The sequence below is a fragment of the Streptococcus sp. CF8_St5-17 genome, from assembly GCF_024295665.1.
Lineage (GTDB): Bacteria > Bacillota > Bacilli > Lactobacillales > Streptococcaceae > Streptococcus.
This window is the reverse complement of sequence record NZ_JANCOU010000002.1, coordinates 89,236-103,353: the sequence shown is the minus strand read 5'-3', so window position 1 is coordinate 103,353 and position 14,118 is coordinate 89,236. Positions and strand designations below refer to the sequence as shown.

Sequence of the window (14,118 nt, the reverse complement as noted above, 5' to 3'; positions counted from 1 at the left end):
ATTTTCTTGAAAAGCTAAGCTCAGCGAACTGTTTCTATTTGCCAAGCACCCCAACCTTTAAAACGAATAGCCCCCTTTTGATCCGTTTTGTAAATCGAATTCCCAAATTCATGGTTGTTCTCCCCATTTTTTTCTTTAAATTTTTTCTTCTTGTCTACAGAAACGACAGTGATTTTAGGATGAAATATTTCGAAGACTTCGACATCTGTCTTTTTCTTCGATGCTTGCTGATGAGTTAGCACTACATCTGCTTGGATTTTTGGATAAGACTTGTTCAAGAACTTCTCCTCTATATTTCCAGTGACTAGAAAAGTTTGATTTAGTAGCTTTCCATACATTGCTATTGAGGCTTTACTATCACTGTTTTGATTTTCGATTACTTCTAAACTACTCCCAAAAATAAATAACTGCTCTCCTGTTTTAATAGGACGTACTTTCAAGTTACTTTCCTCTAATTTATCCATAAATTCTCTTTTAGATAGAGTTTCTTCAGTTACTAGAATCTCTCCAAGATTGAAGGTTTTACTAATTTCTAGTAGATGGTCTAGTTGCTTAGGTTCACTATCCGTTAAAACAAGCTGATCAATCTTTGCGACTCCTCTACTTTTTAGATAAGGGATTAGACTACGTTTGGCATTGCTCGTTATGACCTTCTCCTGCCAAGCTTCTTTTTTCTCAACTGCTAACTTTTCACCGACATCCAGTAGTATGGTCTTTCCTGTCATGTCTCTTAGGAAAATGCTACGTCCCTGCTCCATGTCTAGAACTGTGATTTCATTTTCCAGGGGATGTTTGCTTACTAAGAAAAGGGAAACGATAAATAGGATAAGCAAAGGTGCTTTCTTCAAATTTTTACGATAATCATAAATTAGCGCTAAAGAGACTAATAGACATACCAAAACCCAGAGATTCGGTTGACCAAAAACAAAGGGTCTAGTAGATAGCTGAGAAACATAGCGTATGATGTTCTCTAGCCATTCAAAGAGAAAGTTAAACTGGGTAATAGGATATATCCATGACAGACAGAAGAGTATTGATAAAAGTGGTAGCAAGACCATATCAAATAAAAAAGAAAAGACAAAGGTTAAGAGTATGGACCAAGGTTGAAATTCAGAAAAATAGAATGATAAAATCGGCAGAATTCCTAAGGAAATAATAAAGCTTTCTCTAACCAGACCTTTTATCCCTGCTACTTTTTCACCAGTCATGGTCAGGATAAAGGCATAGGCACAGGAGAGCACTCCACCAGCAGTTAGGAAGAAATTCGGCATCACGATAAACAAGACAAGGACTGTCAAAGCAAAATTATCCAGCCCCTTGAAACCATGTTGAGCCAAAAGTTTTTGTAACAGACTTCTAATAACAGAAGCTGAGAACCCTGTCAAACCTGCATAGATCAAAGAAAAGGGATAGGCAAGCCATTTGAACTTCTCTTGCGTCAAACCCAATCGTAAGAGTGACTTTTTAAAAGCATTCATGAAGAAACCAACCTGCATCCCTGACAAAGCAAAAAGGTGAATAATCCCTAGACTGGAATAGAGTTCATTCATTTCCTCAAAATCTGTGTCCAAGTGCCCTAATAAAAGACCTGTCATATAATTACGCATGGGGTCAGGAAATTTCCTTTTTATCCAGACAACTGCTTTTCTCCGCAAGCTGGATAGATTTTCTCCTATATCCCAGCTGGATGTTTTCTTCAATTCGACAATTTCCGATATAGTTAAGGTCTGATAAATCCCCTGTGTTTTGAGATAGTTTCGATAGTCAAATCCAGCAAAATTATTTGCTTCTTGAGGAATAGCTAGCTTTCCTTTTACTACTATCTCATGCAGTTCAGATAACTCTTTAAACCTTTCCTTTTCAACCTCTGACTGGAATTTATAATAGACCTGAAAGAGTCTACCATCAGCCTTCCCACGAAAGGATAAACTATCTCCATTGACCTTGATAGTATCAGGCAAGATTCGTACCGTATTAACGGAGTCAACAAGATGTTGACTCGTTTCTTCTTGTTGCCATTTTTGAAATATAAACCAGCTTCCAAAAAGACCACAAACAAAGAGAACCTTGACCACAGTCTTCCATGGAAATTGGAAAAAGAGGCAGACGAGTAAAAAGACAAAGCCCAAAAGTGCTAAAAAGCTTGCTGAAAAAATTGCATAGTAGAGCCATAGCAAAAGAAAACTGAGATAGATTTTTGGAATTGGAAAGCGACTAATCCACTGTAACATATTCTTTTAACTTTTCTATCGTTTTTGCACCAATACCAGAAACCTTTTTGAGCTCATCAACTGACTTAAACTTACCGTTGGACTCACGATGGTCGATGATATCCTGAGCACGTTTGGCTCCCAAGCCCTTGACTTGTTTCAGCTCCTCTAAACTGGCTTTATTAAGGTTGACTTTCTTATTTTCTTTGGTGTTGGAAGCATTTGACTGCGCCTCTTGACTAGTAGCTTCTTCCTTAGTCGGAACATAGACAAGTGCTTCGTCACTAATTCTCTGGGCAAGATTGATAGACTTACTATCGGCATTATCTGTCAATCCCCCAGCTTTTTGGACAGCATCGTTAATCCGACTTCCTACTGGCAAATCATAGATCCCAGGTGATTTAACAGCCCCTTTGACATCGACAGTAATTAAATCTTGCTCTACCACTTCTTCCTTCTGATTCCCATCCTCCTTTTCATCCGTCGAATCCTTTGAAACAGTTGTAAATTCTGTCTGCAAATTACTTTCTTTAGCAGGTGTTTGAGGGACTGGTTTTAAGAGGAAAAATCCACCCAGGATCAAACCCAAACTAACACAGATGACGATGATTTTATATTCTTTTATTTTCTCGATAAATACTTCCATATTTTCTCCTCTCTTAACTTATTCGTAAGAGAAAGAAAAAACAGTCGAAAAATCTTTTCAACTGCTTACTTATTTGCAAAATAATCTTCCTTGGTTAAGACATAATGGACATCTGTTACGATTCTTCCAGTTTCATTTTTATCCATTCTAGCATATGGTTCTTCGTGAGAAAAGCTCATGCCTGATTTCTCCATAACCTTTCCTGATGCAGGATTATCCTTATCATAAAAAGCATCTAACTTATTCATTCCTATCTTTTCAAAAGCCAGTTCAATTACAGCACGATTGGCTTCTGTCGTAAATCCTCGGTTCCAATATTTTTGATTGATAATATAACCAATGGTTGCCTTCTTAAGAACAGTATCCATCTTGTGCAGGTCAATGGTTCCGATAAACTCTCCAGTACTTTTTAGTTCAATTCCCCATCGACCCAATGGATTGGCTAGATAAAACTGGGCAATATTATTCTTGGTTTCCTCTAAACTTTGATTGGTCGGGAAAGTGTAGCGTGTATTTTCCTGATTTGAAGCATACTCAAACATGGCTTCTGCATCATCAAGTGTTACTGGTCTAAGTACTAAACGTTCTGTTTCGATAATTGGATACTTCGCTAGTTTGATAAATAGTGATTCCATGATTGTACCTCCTAAAATAGGTTGGTAAAAGAATAACATAAAAGAAATAAGTTTACAAGTTTTTCTTGCAATTTATAGCGGTTTTATATAAAATAAGAACATCACAAGAAAAGACTGGGTTCTTCCTGTGATGATTTCGTATAAGAACCTAGATGTTAAATAAGGAGCTAATCTCTATGTTAATTGGAATTCCAAAGGAAATTAAAAACAATGAAAATCGTGTTGCTTTGACACCTGCTGGTGTACAGAGTCTTGTTGGTCGTGGTCACCGTGTCATCATTGAAACAAATGCGGGACTTGGATCTGGTTTCGCTGATGCTGACTATGAAAATCAAGGAGCTGAGATTGTCGCAACTGCTGCTGAAGCCTGGGCTGCAGAGTTAGTTGTTAAAGTCAAGGAACCCTTAGCTAGTGAGTACCAGTTCTTGCGTGAGGATTTACTTCTATTTACATACTTGCACATGGCTGCCGCTCCTGAATTGGCAGATGCTATGTTAGCAGCGAAAACAACAGGTGTTGCTTATGAAACTGTACGCAATACTGAAGGTCAACTTCCTCTACTGGTTCCAATGAGTGAGGTTGCAGGTCGTATGGCTGTCCAAATCGGAGCTCACTTCTTGACGAAACAAGCTGGAGGTTCTGGAGTTCTTTTAGGTGGTGTCCCAGGTGTACCAAAAGGAAAAGTAACCATTATCGGTGGTGGTGTCGTTGGTACACACGCAGCACGTATCGCTCTTGGTCTAGGAGCTCAAGTAACTATTCTTGATATCAGTGCTAAACGTCTCTCTGAACTTGAAGATGTCTTTGGTCACCAAATCCAAACACTCATGTCTAACCCATTTAATATCGAAGCAAGTGTGCGTGAAGCAGACGTTGTTATCGGTGCAGTATTGATTCCTGGTGCCAAAGCTCCAAAATTAGTGACAGATGACATGGTTCAACAAATGCGTCCTGGTTCTGTCATCGTAGACGTTGCAGTAGACCAAGGTGGTGTTATTGCAACAGCAGACCGTGTGACAACCCATGATGAGCCTGTCTATGAAAAACACGGTGTTCTCCACTATGCAGTTGCTAACATTCCTGGAGCAGTTGCACGTACTTCTACTATCGCCCTTACAAATGTGACCCTTCCTTATATCGAAGCCTTGGCAGGAAAAGGATTTAAGAAAGCAATCCTTGAAGACGCAGGCTTGCTTGAAGGTGTAACAACTTACCAAGGTCAACTCACAAGTCAACCAGTTGCTGAAGGTTTAGAACGTGACTTCACACCTATCAGTGAACTTGTCTAATAAGAAATTCAAAAAAAAATTAAGAGCAGTTTTTCAACTGCTCTTTTTCTTTATTCTGTTTCTTCTTGATTTTCTTCAGCTTTGACAGGTCGAGGTTCATAGGCTCTGATAATCTGAGCAACAACTGGATGGCGAACCACATCCTTGGCTGAGAAGTGTACAAAGTCGATCTGGTGAATGTTCTTAAGTTTTTCTTGGGCATCAATCAAACCTGATTTAACATTACGCGGCAGGTCTATCTGGCTAATATCGCCATTGACAATCATTTTTGAATTGAATCCAAGACGTGTCAAGAACATCTTCATCTGCATGATAGTTGTATTTTGAGCTTCATCCAAAATGACAAAGGCATCATCCAAGGTACGTCCACGCATGTAGGCCAAAGGCGCAATCTCAATAATTTCTCGCTCCATGAGACGAGTTGTTTGGTCTTTCCCTAAGATCTGATATAAAGCATCATAGACTGGTCGAAGATAAGGATCTACCTTTTCTTTCAAATCACCAGGTAGAAATCCCAAGCTTTCCCCAGCTTCTACTGCTGGACGAGTCAAGATAATACGCTTTACTTGGCCACGTTTGAGGGCTGTAACAGCCAAGGTCACTGCTAGGAAAGTTTTTCCTGTCCCCGCTGGCCCAATCCCAAAGGTAACATCATGGTTCTTAACACTATCTACATAAAGTTTTTGACCCAGTGTCTTTACACGTATCGGCTTACCAGTATTGTCTTTGATAATCTCTTCTTCATAGAGGGCAACAAACTTATCGATTTCATTGTTTCTAACCATATTGATGGCAGTCACCACATCCGGAGTTCCTACTGTCATGCCACGATTGACCAAGACCATCAAGGCTTGAATTACTTGTCGTGCTTCTTCACAAGAAGACTCCTCTCCCAAGACTTGTACAATCTCTGTACGAGCATGGATGATAACATCTAACTCATCCTCCATCAAGCGAAGATGGCGTTCATTGGAACCAAAAAGATGAAATAGGTCATCTGGATGACTTAACTGAATGTCTATTGAATGTTCCTTCAAATAAAGAACCTCTCTAACTCTTTAATTTCTTTTTATTATAGCAAAGGCATTTAGAAATTGCTATCCCTAACACCTATGGTATCTTTAATGTTCTAAATATTCTTGCCAGATACGATCGAAGTCTCCCATATTAAAGGAAAAACTAGCATGTTCTTCTAAAAATCGACTCACCTGATCGAAATCATCCGTATGTTTTGGGAAGGCTGACTCCTCAAAGGCAAGATCCGCTAAAATTGCTTTGGGACTATTACTTTTAGGATTACGCTCTGTCATAAGCCAAGTATAAAATGATTTTCGCATAAGCCTCCCTAAATTAACTCAGTACCAAACTGGTCTTGTTTAATCTTTCCAGCTTTCATTAAACCACCAAGCGCTTTTTTAAATTGACCTTTAGAAATACCAAAGGTAGCCTTGATGTCATCTGGTGATGATTTGTCATTTAAGGTCATAAATCCACCATTACTTTCCAAGTATGTCAGAATCATTTGTGCATCGTTTTCTAACATCTCAAAAGAGCGAGGTTTTAGCGATAGATTAAGAGTTCGGTCAACTTCACGGAAACCAATGACACGCACATCTAACACTTGCCCCAAACGTGGCTCTGCATAGCGCTCACTTGGGTGGATAAATCCAAGCATGTTGTTTTCTGGTAGATAGACAAAAGTTCCTGATAACTTAAGACGATAAACGATTGCAGGCCAGTTCTGATTTTGCATGTTGTTGTATGCTGGACGTGCCAAACGTTGGAAGTCTTCCTGATAAGCCAAAACTCCCCAGATACGGTCTTTCTTGTCTACTTCTAGACGAACATAAAGTTTATCGCCCTTCTTAGGCCAAAGCTCTTTCAGTTCAGGTAGGATATCAAGTGACACAACGATTTCCTTGTCAGGAAGCCCTGTATCAACAAAAACACCCAAATCCTTACGAACCTCTGTTACCGTTCCCCAACCAAATTGATCCTGAGTCGCAGTCACTTCTAGGCTAGTCAAGCGAAGTTTTTGCTTCATATCCGTGTAGGCGAAACCTTTGACCGTATCACCAACTGTATGCTGACCTTCTTCTTTAGCAAGAGCATAGGTTTGACCATCCTTTTGTACAAAGTAAAAACGGTCATTTTCATCGATGATGAGTCCAACGATAAAACTTGCAAGATTTGTATTCATGTTTCCTTCTTTCGAATAAAACTCAGCCAGCAATGCCAACTGAGTTTTTCTGTTTATTTCTTAGACTTCCAAGATTTCTTTTTCTTTATTGGCAGTCATGTCGTCGATGTGTTTAACAGCATCGTCTGTCGCTTTTTGAATATCTTTTTCAAGAGTCTTCAATTCATCTTCAGTGATTTCTTTAGCTTTTTCTTGTTTTTTAGCTTCATCCATAGCGTCACGACGAATATTACGGATCGCTACTTTAGCATTTTCACCAACTTTTTTCACCTCTTTAGCGAGGTCGCGACGAGTTTCTTCTGTAAGAGCTGGGATTACCAAGCGAATAACAGAACCATCGTTAGCTGGTGTAATACCAAGATCTGAAGCGTTCAAAGCACGCTCGATATCCTTCAATGAAGATTTATCAAATGGTGTTACCAACAAGACACGCGCTTCAGGAATTGTGATAGAAGCGATTTGGTTAAGAGGTGTTTCGACACCATAATATTCAACAGTAATACGGTCAAGCAAGCTAGCGTTAGCACGACCTGCACGGATACCACCAAATTCACGAGCAAGTGAGTGGTGAGATTGAGTCATTCTCTCTTTAGCTTTTTCTACAATTGCGTTAGCCATAATTTTTCTTATTCCTTTTCTTCGATATTGTTTGAAACAGTTGTTCCGATATTTTCACCAAATACAACACGTTTGATATTGCCAGGTTGGTTCATATTAAAGACTACCAAGTCGATGTCATTATCCATTGAAAGTGTTGAAGCCGTTGAGTCCATGATACGAAGACCTTTATTAATGACATCACGGTGAGTCAATTCTTCAAATTTAACAGCCGTTTTATCTTTCTTAGGATCCGCATTGTAGACACCGTCTACACCATTCTTAGCCATCAAAATAGCGTCTGCTTCAATCTCGGCTGCACGAAGAGCCGCTGTTGTATCTGTAGAGAAGTAAGGTGAACCAATTCCCGCGCCAAAGATAACGATACGTCCTTTTTCAAGGTGGCGAAGGGCACGTCCACGAATATAAGGCTCTGCTACTTGTTGCATGGCAATAGCTGTTTGTACACGAGTATCAACACCAGCTTGTTGCAACGAATCTGCCATCACAAGAGCATTCATAACTGTCCCAAGCATTCCAGTGTAATCCGCTTGAACGCGATCCATACCAGCTTCTGCTGCAGGTTCTCCACGCCAAAGGTTTCCACCACCGATAACCAAGGCGATTTCAATTCCTAGCTCGTGAACTTCCTTGATTTCTTGGGCCATACTTTGGACGGTTTTGATATCAATACCGACACCACGTTCGCCAGCAAGGGCTTCACCAGATAGCTTGATTAAGATACGTTTATACTTAGGTTCTACCATTTTCTCTCTCCTTTTTTCATCCTACCTATTTTATCACAATTTCAAGGATTTTTATAGTATCATGAGCAATTCTTTCAAAAAAATTAGACAGATAAAAATTTCTCTAAATCAGACAAGGCGCGTTCTGCAATTTTCTCATAACGAGCCTTCTTATCACGAATACGCTCACCTTCTAACTCCTTGATAATCCCAAAGTTGACATTCATTGGTTGGAAATGCTTGCTATCAGCATGAGTGATATAATGAGCTAAACTTCCGATAGCTGTTGTCTCTGGGAAAATAGCCTCGCTTTCTCCTTTAAAAAGACGAGCAGCATTTATTCCAGCAACCAATCCTGAAGCAGCCGACTCAACGTAGCCCTCTACACCTGTCATCTGACCAGCAAAAAAGAGATTTGGCTGTTTCTTAGAACGGTATGTCTGTTCAAGAAGATTTGGCGAATCCATATAGGAATTACGATGCATGACGCCATAGCGAACAAATTCAGCATTTTCAAGACCTGGAATCATTTGGAAGACACGCTTCTGCTCTCCCCATTTGAGGTGAGTTTGAAAACCAACAATATTGTAAAGACTTCCAGCCGCATTGTCTTGGCGAAGCTGTACCACAGCGTAAGGTGTCTTAAACTCCCCATCACGAGGCCCTTTATAGTCTTCTGGATATTCTAGACCAACTGGTTTCATAGGGCCATAGAGCATAGTTTTGATACCACGTTTGGCCATAACTTCAATTGGCATACACCCTTCAAAGTACTTTTCTTTTTCAAAAGAATTAAGGGGTGCTTCTTCTGCATTGACCAAAGCTTCATGGAAATCCATAAACTCTTGCTTGGTCATCGGAGCATTGAGGTAGGCTGCTTCTCCCTTGTCATACCGAGACTTGAGATAGACCTTGCTCATATCAATGGTGTTGACGTCGATAATAGGCGCTGCCGCGTCGTAGAAATAGAAGCCATCGCCGTCATTAAGGGCATGAATTTTCTCAGCCAGGGCATCGCTAGTTAAAGGACCAGTCGCTACAACTGTAATAGCATCTGTTGGCAATTCTGTGATTTCGTCACGAACCACTTCAATTAAAGGGTGATTGGCAATTTTTTCAGTAACCATTTGAGAAAAACCGTCACGATCAACCGCAAGCGCTCCACCTGCAGGAACACGGGTAGCTTCTGCTGATTCTAAAATCACAGAACCAAGACGACGCATTTCTTCCTTGAGGAGCCCGACAGCATTTGTAAGAGCATCCCCTCGTAATGAGTTGGAACACACTAATTCTGCAAAATTATCTGTTTTATGCTGAGGTGTTGATTTGACACCACGCATTTCATAGAGTTTAACTGGAATACCACGCTCTGCGATTTGGTAGGCTGCTTCAGAACCTGCTAAACCCGCACCGATAACATTGATATAAGATTGAGACACGACACTAATACCTCTTTGGGTGGAACATCAGTCCATATCCAAACAAGCTACTGGACTATTTGACACCCACAAATCTTTCTAAATTTTCTTTTACTAGTATAACAAAAAAAGGGAAGAAGGCAAACTTCCCTGTTTAGTCATCCGATTGATTTTCTTCCCATTCATGATAAGCAGCGTAGAGCTGGCTTTTGTTCCACTGATAAATTTTAGCAACTTCCTTAATGGCTTGATTTTTCTTAACACCTTCTTGGATACGATTTTGTATCTCAGAGAATAAATCTTCTTCATCCTTATCTTCAACTTCTAGACTAGCACCTTCTACAATCAGAAGACACTCCCCCTTAAGTGGAGTTTCAGAGATACTTTCCAATAACTCTGAGATTTTCCCCCGTTGATATTCTTCAAAAATCTTAGTCAATTCTCGAACTAAGACAACTGAACGATCACCGTAGATCTCTAACATATTTTCTAGGGTATCAGCCACACGATGTGGAGATTCATAGAAAATCTGAGTCTCAGGATAATCTTTTTTTGATTCGAAAAACTGCTTTTGTTGTCCCGATTTTCGAGGTAAGAATCCATAAAAAATGTGGGGTTGTGGAGCTAAACCACTGGCAATCAAGGCAGAAATTCCTGCGCTAGCACCTGGAACTGTGACAACTGCTATATCTTCTTCAATTGCCGCCTTGACTAAATCATGACCTGGGTCAGAAATGCTAGGTAGACCAGCATCCGATACCTGAGCGATATTTTGACCTTGTTTCAACAAACCAATCAAATCAGGAATCTTTTCCTTGGCATTGTGCTCATGAAAACTAATTTGTTTGGTTGAAATATCGAAATGCTTCAGCAATAGACCAGTATTACGAGTATCCTCGGCAGCAATCCAATCAACTTCTTTCAAAGTCTGAATAGCACGAAAGGTCATATCTTCTAGATTCCCAATCGGCGTTGCAACAAGATATAACTTACCATATGGTGACTGCCCTTTAAAACTTTTTTGAATCTGCATGCTTACTCCCTAAACAACAATTCATCACAAAACATACATTCTGCATCTTGTTCACGACGTTGGCCATAAAAGTCGCGACACACATGAAAACCGTCGTCATAGATTCGGCTCACGTTTTCTCTAACATGCTTGGTCTTAGTTGGAGCTGTTTCTTCCTCCTCACTCAAGCGCTCTCTCAGTTTATCGTTCTCTAAACGAAGAGCTGTATTCTCTTCTACAACACTCTTGAGATTTTTTTTGATGGCTTCGACATCTGCCAAGGTTGCCAACAACTGTTGAGAAAAATCATCTAAGGCATCAAATAATTCTTTCTTGTTCATGAACAGCCCTTTCTTTTTCTGTTTTCATGTTCATTTTATTGTAAAACTAGGTATTCCAAAGAATTCTGGAAAGACACATTTGCTTTCCACATTTTTCTGGCTTCGAGAAGGTTTTGCAATATTGTACGTGCTGCATTTTTTTGAATCTCTTGGCCTGCTAAAACTTCTAAAATTCTAAAGACTTGGTCTTGTTTTTCTTTGTCATCTGCTAAGCTAGCTAATTTTGCAACCTGTAAATAAGATTCCTTTTTCCCAGACTCCAACCAGCTATAGAATCGTTCACTTTCTTCAAGTAGAGTCCAAAAACTTGTTTGATTTGTCAGCTTTTCGGCTTCTGTTTGCGATTGACTAAACTCAGCTAAAAGCCTTGCTTTATTTTTGACCAATCCTGCTTGTTCAAGTTGATTCCTAAGGCTTTCGACTTGCTTCTTAAATTGGAAAATTTGAGTCCGACTTCGGATAGTTGGTAACATCTGCTCTTGATCATTGGTTAAAAAGAAAATATAGATTTCACTTTGCGGTTCTTCAATGACCTTTAGTAGTGAATTGGCGGCATTGGCATGCATTTTTTCTGCTTGTTCAATAATAAAAACCTGACGTTGATTTTCGATTCCTGATTGAGAAAACTGGCCAACTAATTCTCGGATTCGTTCCGTTTTAATGATTTGATTCATCGGACGAATAATGGTGACATCAGGAAATTCTTCCTGATCAATCAACTTACAATTTCGGCAAGACTCGCAAGGTAAGACACCTTGCTTTTCTGTACAGAACAAACTCTTAGACAGAAATAAGGCCATATCCATGCTTCCGAAATAGCCTGAAAAGAGAAAGGCATGATTCAGCTGTCTTTGTTCTAAGATGTGAACAAAACGGTCAAATTGCTGGGGTTGACAAGCTCTTAATTGCTCTTGATTCATTCTGTCAGCCCCATTCTGTCAAATAAAACTTGTTTAGTATTTTCAACCACTTGATTTAGTGGTAAACTCGCATCGATTTTAACAATACGCTCACCTTCTTTCTCAAGAAGAGAAAGATAGCCTTGACGAACTTTTCTGTGCAGGTCTAAACCTTCCAAATCTAAACGATTGACTTCGCGATCGCTGTTTGCCGCGATTCTTTCAAGCCCCTTTTCTACTTCAATATCAAAATAAAGTGTCAAATCCGGCTTGAGACCATCTGTCGCAAATTGATTGAGCCAATCAATAGCTTCAATATCTAAACCACGTCCAAAACCTTGATAAGCAACGGAACTATCAATAAAACGATCCACGATGACCAGTTTCCCTGCTGCAAGTGCTGGTAAGACCTTTTCCACTAGGTGTTGTCTACGACTAGCAATATAGAGTAGAAGCTCTGTCTTGGCATCCATTTGAGTATGACTAGGATCTAAAATAACTTCTCGAATCTTCTCACCAATCAATACGCCGCCTGGTTCACGTGTTGTTAAAACCTCTATATTTTTCTCTTCTAACACTGGAAGTATAGCTTCAAGCACACTCGTTTTACCAGCTCCCTCTGGCCCCTCTAGAGAGACTAAAAATCCTTTTGACATGACGAACTCATTTCTTTTTTTCTTCCTTCTATTTTATCAAAAAAAGAGGCATTTGTGAAAAGCTTTTTAACCTAATAAAAATTTATTCTGAAAAACTAGGATATACATTCGTTAATAAAGTAGAAAATTATTTAATTAAGTTTCTATATTCGTAATCAACTACCATACTGTCTTATTTTGTCTTTGTATAGCTAGAAAAAAAGAACCTTGCATAGCAAGATTCTTTTAATGTCTGACTTAAATAATTGTTCTTCTGGGAACTAAATCGAATTAAGCTTCGATTTCTGTAACCATACCTGAACCAACAGTACGTCCACCCTCACGGATAGAGAATGTAGTACCTTGTTCTACGGCGATTGGGTGGATCAACTCAACGTCGATTGTCACGTTATCACCTGGCATTACCATTTCAGTACCTGCTGGAAGTTCGATTGAACCTGTAACGTCAGTAGTACGGAAGTAGAATTGTGGGCGGTAGTTGTTGAAGAATGGAGTGTGACGTCCACCTTCTTCTTTAGTAAGGATGTAAACTTCACCTTTGAATTTAGTGTGTGGGTTGATTGAACCTGGTTTAGCGATAACTTGTCCACGTTCGATTTCGTCACGTTGAACACCACGAAGAAGGACACCTACGTTATCTCCTGCAAGACCTTCGTCAAGTTGTTTACGGAACATTTCAACACCAGTAACAACTGCTTTTGAAGTTTCTTCTTTGATACCAACGATTTCGATTTCGTCGTTGACACGAACAGTACCACGGTCGATACGTCCTGAAGCAACTGTACCACGTCCAGTGATTGAGAATACGTCTTCGACTGGAAGAAGCAATGGTTTATCAGTGTCACGTTCTGGTTCTGGAATGTACTCATCAACAGTGTTCATCAATTCCATGATGATGTCTTCGTATTTAGAGTCACCTTCAAGAGCTTTAAGAGCTGAACCTTGGATAACTGGAAGATCGTCACCTGGGAAGTCGTATTCTGAAAGAAGGTCACGGATTTCCATTTCAACCAATTCAAGCAATTCTTCGTCGTCAACCAAGTCGATCTTGTTCATGAAGACGATAAGGTGTTTAACACCAACCTGACGTGAAAGAAGGATGTGCTCACGAGTTTGTGGCATTGGTCCGTCAGTTGAAGCTACTACAAGGATAGCTCCGTCCATTTGAGCGGCACCAGTGATCATGTTTTTAACGTAGTCCGCGTGTCCTGGAGCGTCGATGTGAGCGTAGTGACGTTTTTCAGTTTCGTACTCAACGTGCGCAGTGTTGATAGTGATACCGCGTTCGCGTTCTTCTGGAGCAGCATCGATAGACGCATAGTCTTTAGGTTGGTTAACTGCTGAAGGCAAGCGACGTGCCAAAACAGTTGTGATAGCTGCAGTTAGGGTAGTTTTACCGTGGTCAACGTGTCCGATAGTACCAATGTTAACGTGTGGTTTACTACGATCGTATTTTTCTTTTGCCATTT

Annotated in this window: 15 protein-coding genes; 1 reads left to right on the top strand and 14 read right to left on the bottom strand. The window is 39.9% G+C overall.

What is annotated here, in order from left to right; all coding sequences use genetic code 11:
• Positions 1–20: 20 nt before the first annotated feature.
• The 3 genes from NMM19_RS02820 to NMM19_RS02810 form a co-directional block, all read right to left on the bottom strand.
• Positions 21–2,231 carry a ComEC/Rec2 family competence protein gene (locus tag NMM19_RS02820; protein ID WP_254729861.1) on the bottom strand — a complete coding sequence of 737 codons (2,211 nt, stop codon included), beginning with the start codon at positions 2,229–2,231 and terminating at the stop codon, positions 21–23.
• Positions 2,215–2,856 (bottom strand): helix-hairpin-helix domain-containing protein, encoded by a 642-nt coding sequence (locus tag NMM19_RS02815; protein ID WP_254729859.1) that lies wholly within the window; start codon positions 2,854–2,856, stop codon positions 2,215–2,217. The genes NMM19_RS02820 and NMM19_RS02815 overlap by 17 nt, the downstream gene beginning before the upstream one ends.
• 65 nt (positions 2,857–2,921) lie before the next feature.
• Positions 2,922–3,491 (bottom strand): GNAT family N-acetyltransferase, encoded by a 570-nt coding sequence (locus NMM19_RS02810; protein WP_254729856.1) that lies wholly within the window; start codon positions 3,489–3,491, stop codon positions 2,922–2,924.
• A 176-nt stretch (positions 3,492–3,667) separates the two neighbouring features.
• On the opposite strand from NMM19_RS02810, the gene ald reads away from it, so the two are divergent.
• Positions 3,668–4,780, top strand: coding sequence for an alanine dehydrogenase (gene ald / locus NMM19_RS02805; RefSeq protein WP_254729853.1), 1,113 nt, complete (start codon positions 3,668–3,670; stop codon positions 4,778–4,780).
• A gap of 50 nt (positions 4,781–4,830) precedes the next feature.
• Here the strand turns inward: ald and NMM19_RS02800 are convergent, their stop codons facing one another.
• The 11 genes from NMM19_RS02800 to tuf all read right to left on the bottom strand — a co-directional run bounded on the left by NMM19_RS02800 (position 4,831) and on the right by tuf (position 14,116).
• Complete coding sequence (locus NMM19_RS02800; protein WP_036752940.1) at positions 4,831–5,817, bottom strand: PhoH family protein; 987 nt, start codon at positions 5,815–5,817, stop codon at positions 4,831–4,833.
• A gap of 84 nt (positions 5,818–5,901) precedes the next feature.
• Positions 5,902–6,117 carry a YozE family protein gene (locus NMM19_RS02795; RefSeq protein ID WP_001232087.1) on the bottom strand — a complete coding sequence of 72 codons (216 nt, stop codon included), beginning with the start codon at positions 6,115–6,117 and terminating at the stop codon, positions 5,902–5,904.
• A gap of 8 nt (positions 6,118–6,125) precedes the next feature.
• The gene (gene cvfB / locus NMM19_RS02790; protein ID WP_254729850.1) at positions 6,126–6,980 is read right to left on the bottom strand and encodes an RNA-binding virulence regulatory protein CvfB; all 855 of its coding nucleotides are present in this window, start codon (positions 6,978–6,980) and stop codon (positions 6,126–6,128) included.
• A gap of 60 nt (positions 6,981–7,040) precedes the next feature.
• On the bottom strand, positions 7,041–7,598 hold the full coding sequence (gene frr / locus NMM19_RS02785) for a ribosome recycling factor (RefSeq protein WP_006152642.1): 558 nt from the start codon (positions 7,596–7,598) through the stop codon (positions 7,041–7,043).
• 8 nt (positions 7,599–7,606) lie between these two features.
• Positions 7,607–8,344, bottom strand: coding sequence for a UMP kinase (pyrH, locus tag NMM19_RS02780; protein ID WP_004253279.1), 738 nt, complete (start codon positions 8,342–8,344; stop codon positions 7,607–7,609).
• An 83-nt stretch (positions 8,345–8,427) separates the two neighbouring features.
• Positions 8,428–9,762, bottom strand: a complete 1,335-nt coding sequence (trmFO, locus tag NMM19_RS02775; RefSeq protein WP_254729847.1) for a methylenetetrahydrofolate--tRNA-(uracil(54)-C(5))-methyltransferase (FADH(2)-oxidizing) TrmFO — start codon at positions 9,760–9,762, stop codon at positions 8,428–8,430.
• Positions 9,763–9,895: 133 nt separating this feature from the next.
• Positions 9,896–10,774 carry a 16S rRNA (cytidine(1402)-2'-O)-methyltransferase gene (rsmI, locus tag NMM19_RS02770; RefSeq protein WP_254729844.1) on the bottom strand — a complete coding sequence of 293 codons (879 nt, stop codon included), beginning with the start codon at positions 10,772–10,774 and terminating at the stop codon, positions 9,896–9,898.
• 2 nt (positions 10,775–10,776) lie between these two features.
• Complete coding sequence (gene yabA, locus NMM19_RS02765; protein ID WP_004253267.1) at positions 10,777–11,094, bottom strand: DNA replication initiation control protein YabA; 318 nt, start codon at positions 11,092–11,094, stop codon at positions 10,777–10,779.
• A 35-nt stretch (positions 11,095–11,129) separates the two neighbouring features.
• Positions 11,130–12,014 carry a DNA polymerase III subunit delta' gene (locus NMM19_RS02760; RefSeq protein ID WP_254729841.1) on the bottom strand — a complete coding sequence of 295 codons (885 nt, stop codon included), beginning with the start codon at positions 12,012–12,014 and terminating at the stop codon, positions 11,130–11,132.
• Positions 12,011–12,649 (bottom strand): dTMP kinase, encoded by a 639-nt coding sequence (tmk, locus tag NMM19_RS02755; protein ID WP_254729838.1) that lies wholly within the window; start codon positions 12,647–12,649, stop codon positions 12,011–12,013. The genes NMM19_RS02760 and tmk overlap by 4 nt, the downstream gene beginning before the upstream one ends.
• Positions 12,650–12,919: 270 nt before the next feature.
• Complete coding sequence (tuf, locus tag NMM19_RS02750; RefSeq protein ID WP_004253262.1) at positions 12,920–14,116, bottom strand: elongation factor Tu; 1,197 nt, start codon at positions 14,114–14,116, stop codon at positions 12,920–12,922.
• Positions 14,117–14,118: the final 2 nt, after the last annotated feature.

Excerpts from the sequence above, each read along its gene's own strand:
- NMM19_RS02820 (WP_254729861.1), bottom strand. The coding sequence starts at position 2,231 with ATGTTACAGTGGATTAGTCGCTTTCCAATTCCAAAAATCTATCTCAGT.
- NMM19_RS02815 (WP_254729859.1), bottom strand. The coding sequence starts at position 2,856 with ATGGAAGTATTTATCGAGAAAATAAAAGAATATAAAATCATCGTCATC.
- NMM19_RS02810 (WP_254729856.1), bottom strand. The coding sequence starts at position 3,491 with ATGGAATCACTATTTATCAAACTAGCGAAGTATCCAATTATCGAAACA.
- ald (WP_254729853.1), top strand. The coding sequence starts at position 3,668 with ATGTTAATTGGAATTCCAAAGGAAATTAAAAACAATGAAAATCGTGTT.
- NMM19_RS02795 (WP_001232087.1), bottom strand. The coding sequence starts at position 6,117 with ATGCGAAAATCATTTTATACTTGGCTTATGACAGAGCGTAATCCTAAA.
- cvfB (WP_254729850.1), bottom strand. The coding sequence starts at position 6,980 with ATGAATACAAATCTTGCAAGTTTTATCGTTGGACTCATCATCGATGAA.
- frr (WP_006152642.1), bottom strand. The coding sequence starts at position 7,598 with ATGGCTAACGCAATTGTAGAAAAAGCTAAAGAGAGAATGACTCAATCT.
- pyrH (WP_004253279.1), bottom strand. The coding sequence starts at position 8,344 with ATGGTAGAACCTAAGTATAAACGTATCTTAATCAAGCTATCTGGTGAA.
- rsmI (WP_254729844.1), bottom strand. The coding sequence starts at position 10,774 with ATGCAGATTCAAAAAAGTTTTAAAGGGCAGTCACCATATGGTAAGTTA.
- yabA (WP_004253267.1), bottom strand. The coding sequence starts at position 11,094 with ATGAACAAGAAAGAATTATTTGATGCCTTAGATGATTTTTCTCAACAG.
- NMM19_RS02760 (WP_254729841.1), bottom strand. The coding sequence starts at position 12,014 with ATGAATCAAGAGCAATTAAGAGCTTGTCAACCCCAGCAATTTGACCGT.
- tmk (WP_254729838.1), bottom strand. The coding sequence starts at position 12,649 with ATGTCAAAAGGATTTTTAGTCTCTCTAGAGGGGCCAGAGGGAGCTGGT.
- tuf (WP_004253262.1), bottom strand. The coding sequence starts at position 14,116 with ATGGCAAAAGAAAAATACGATCGTAGTAAACCACACGTTAACATTGGT.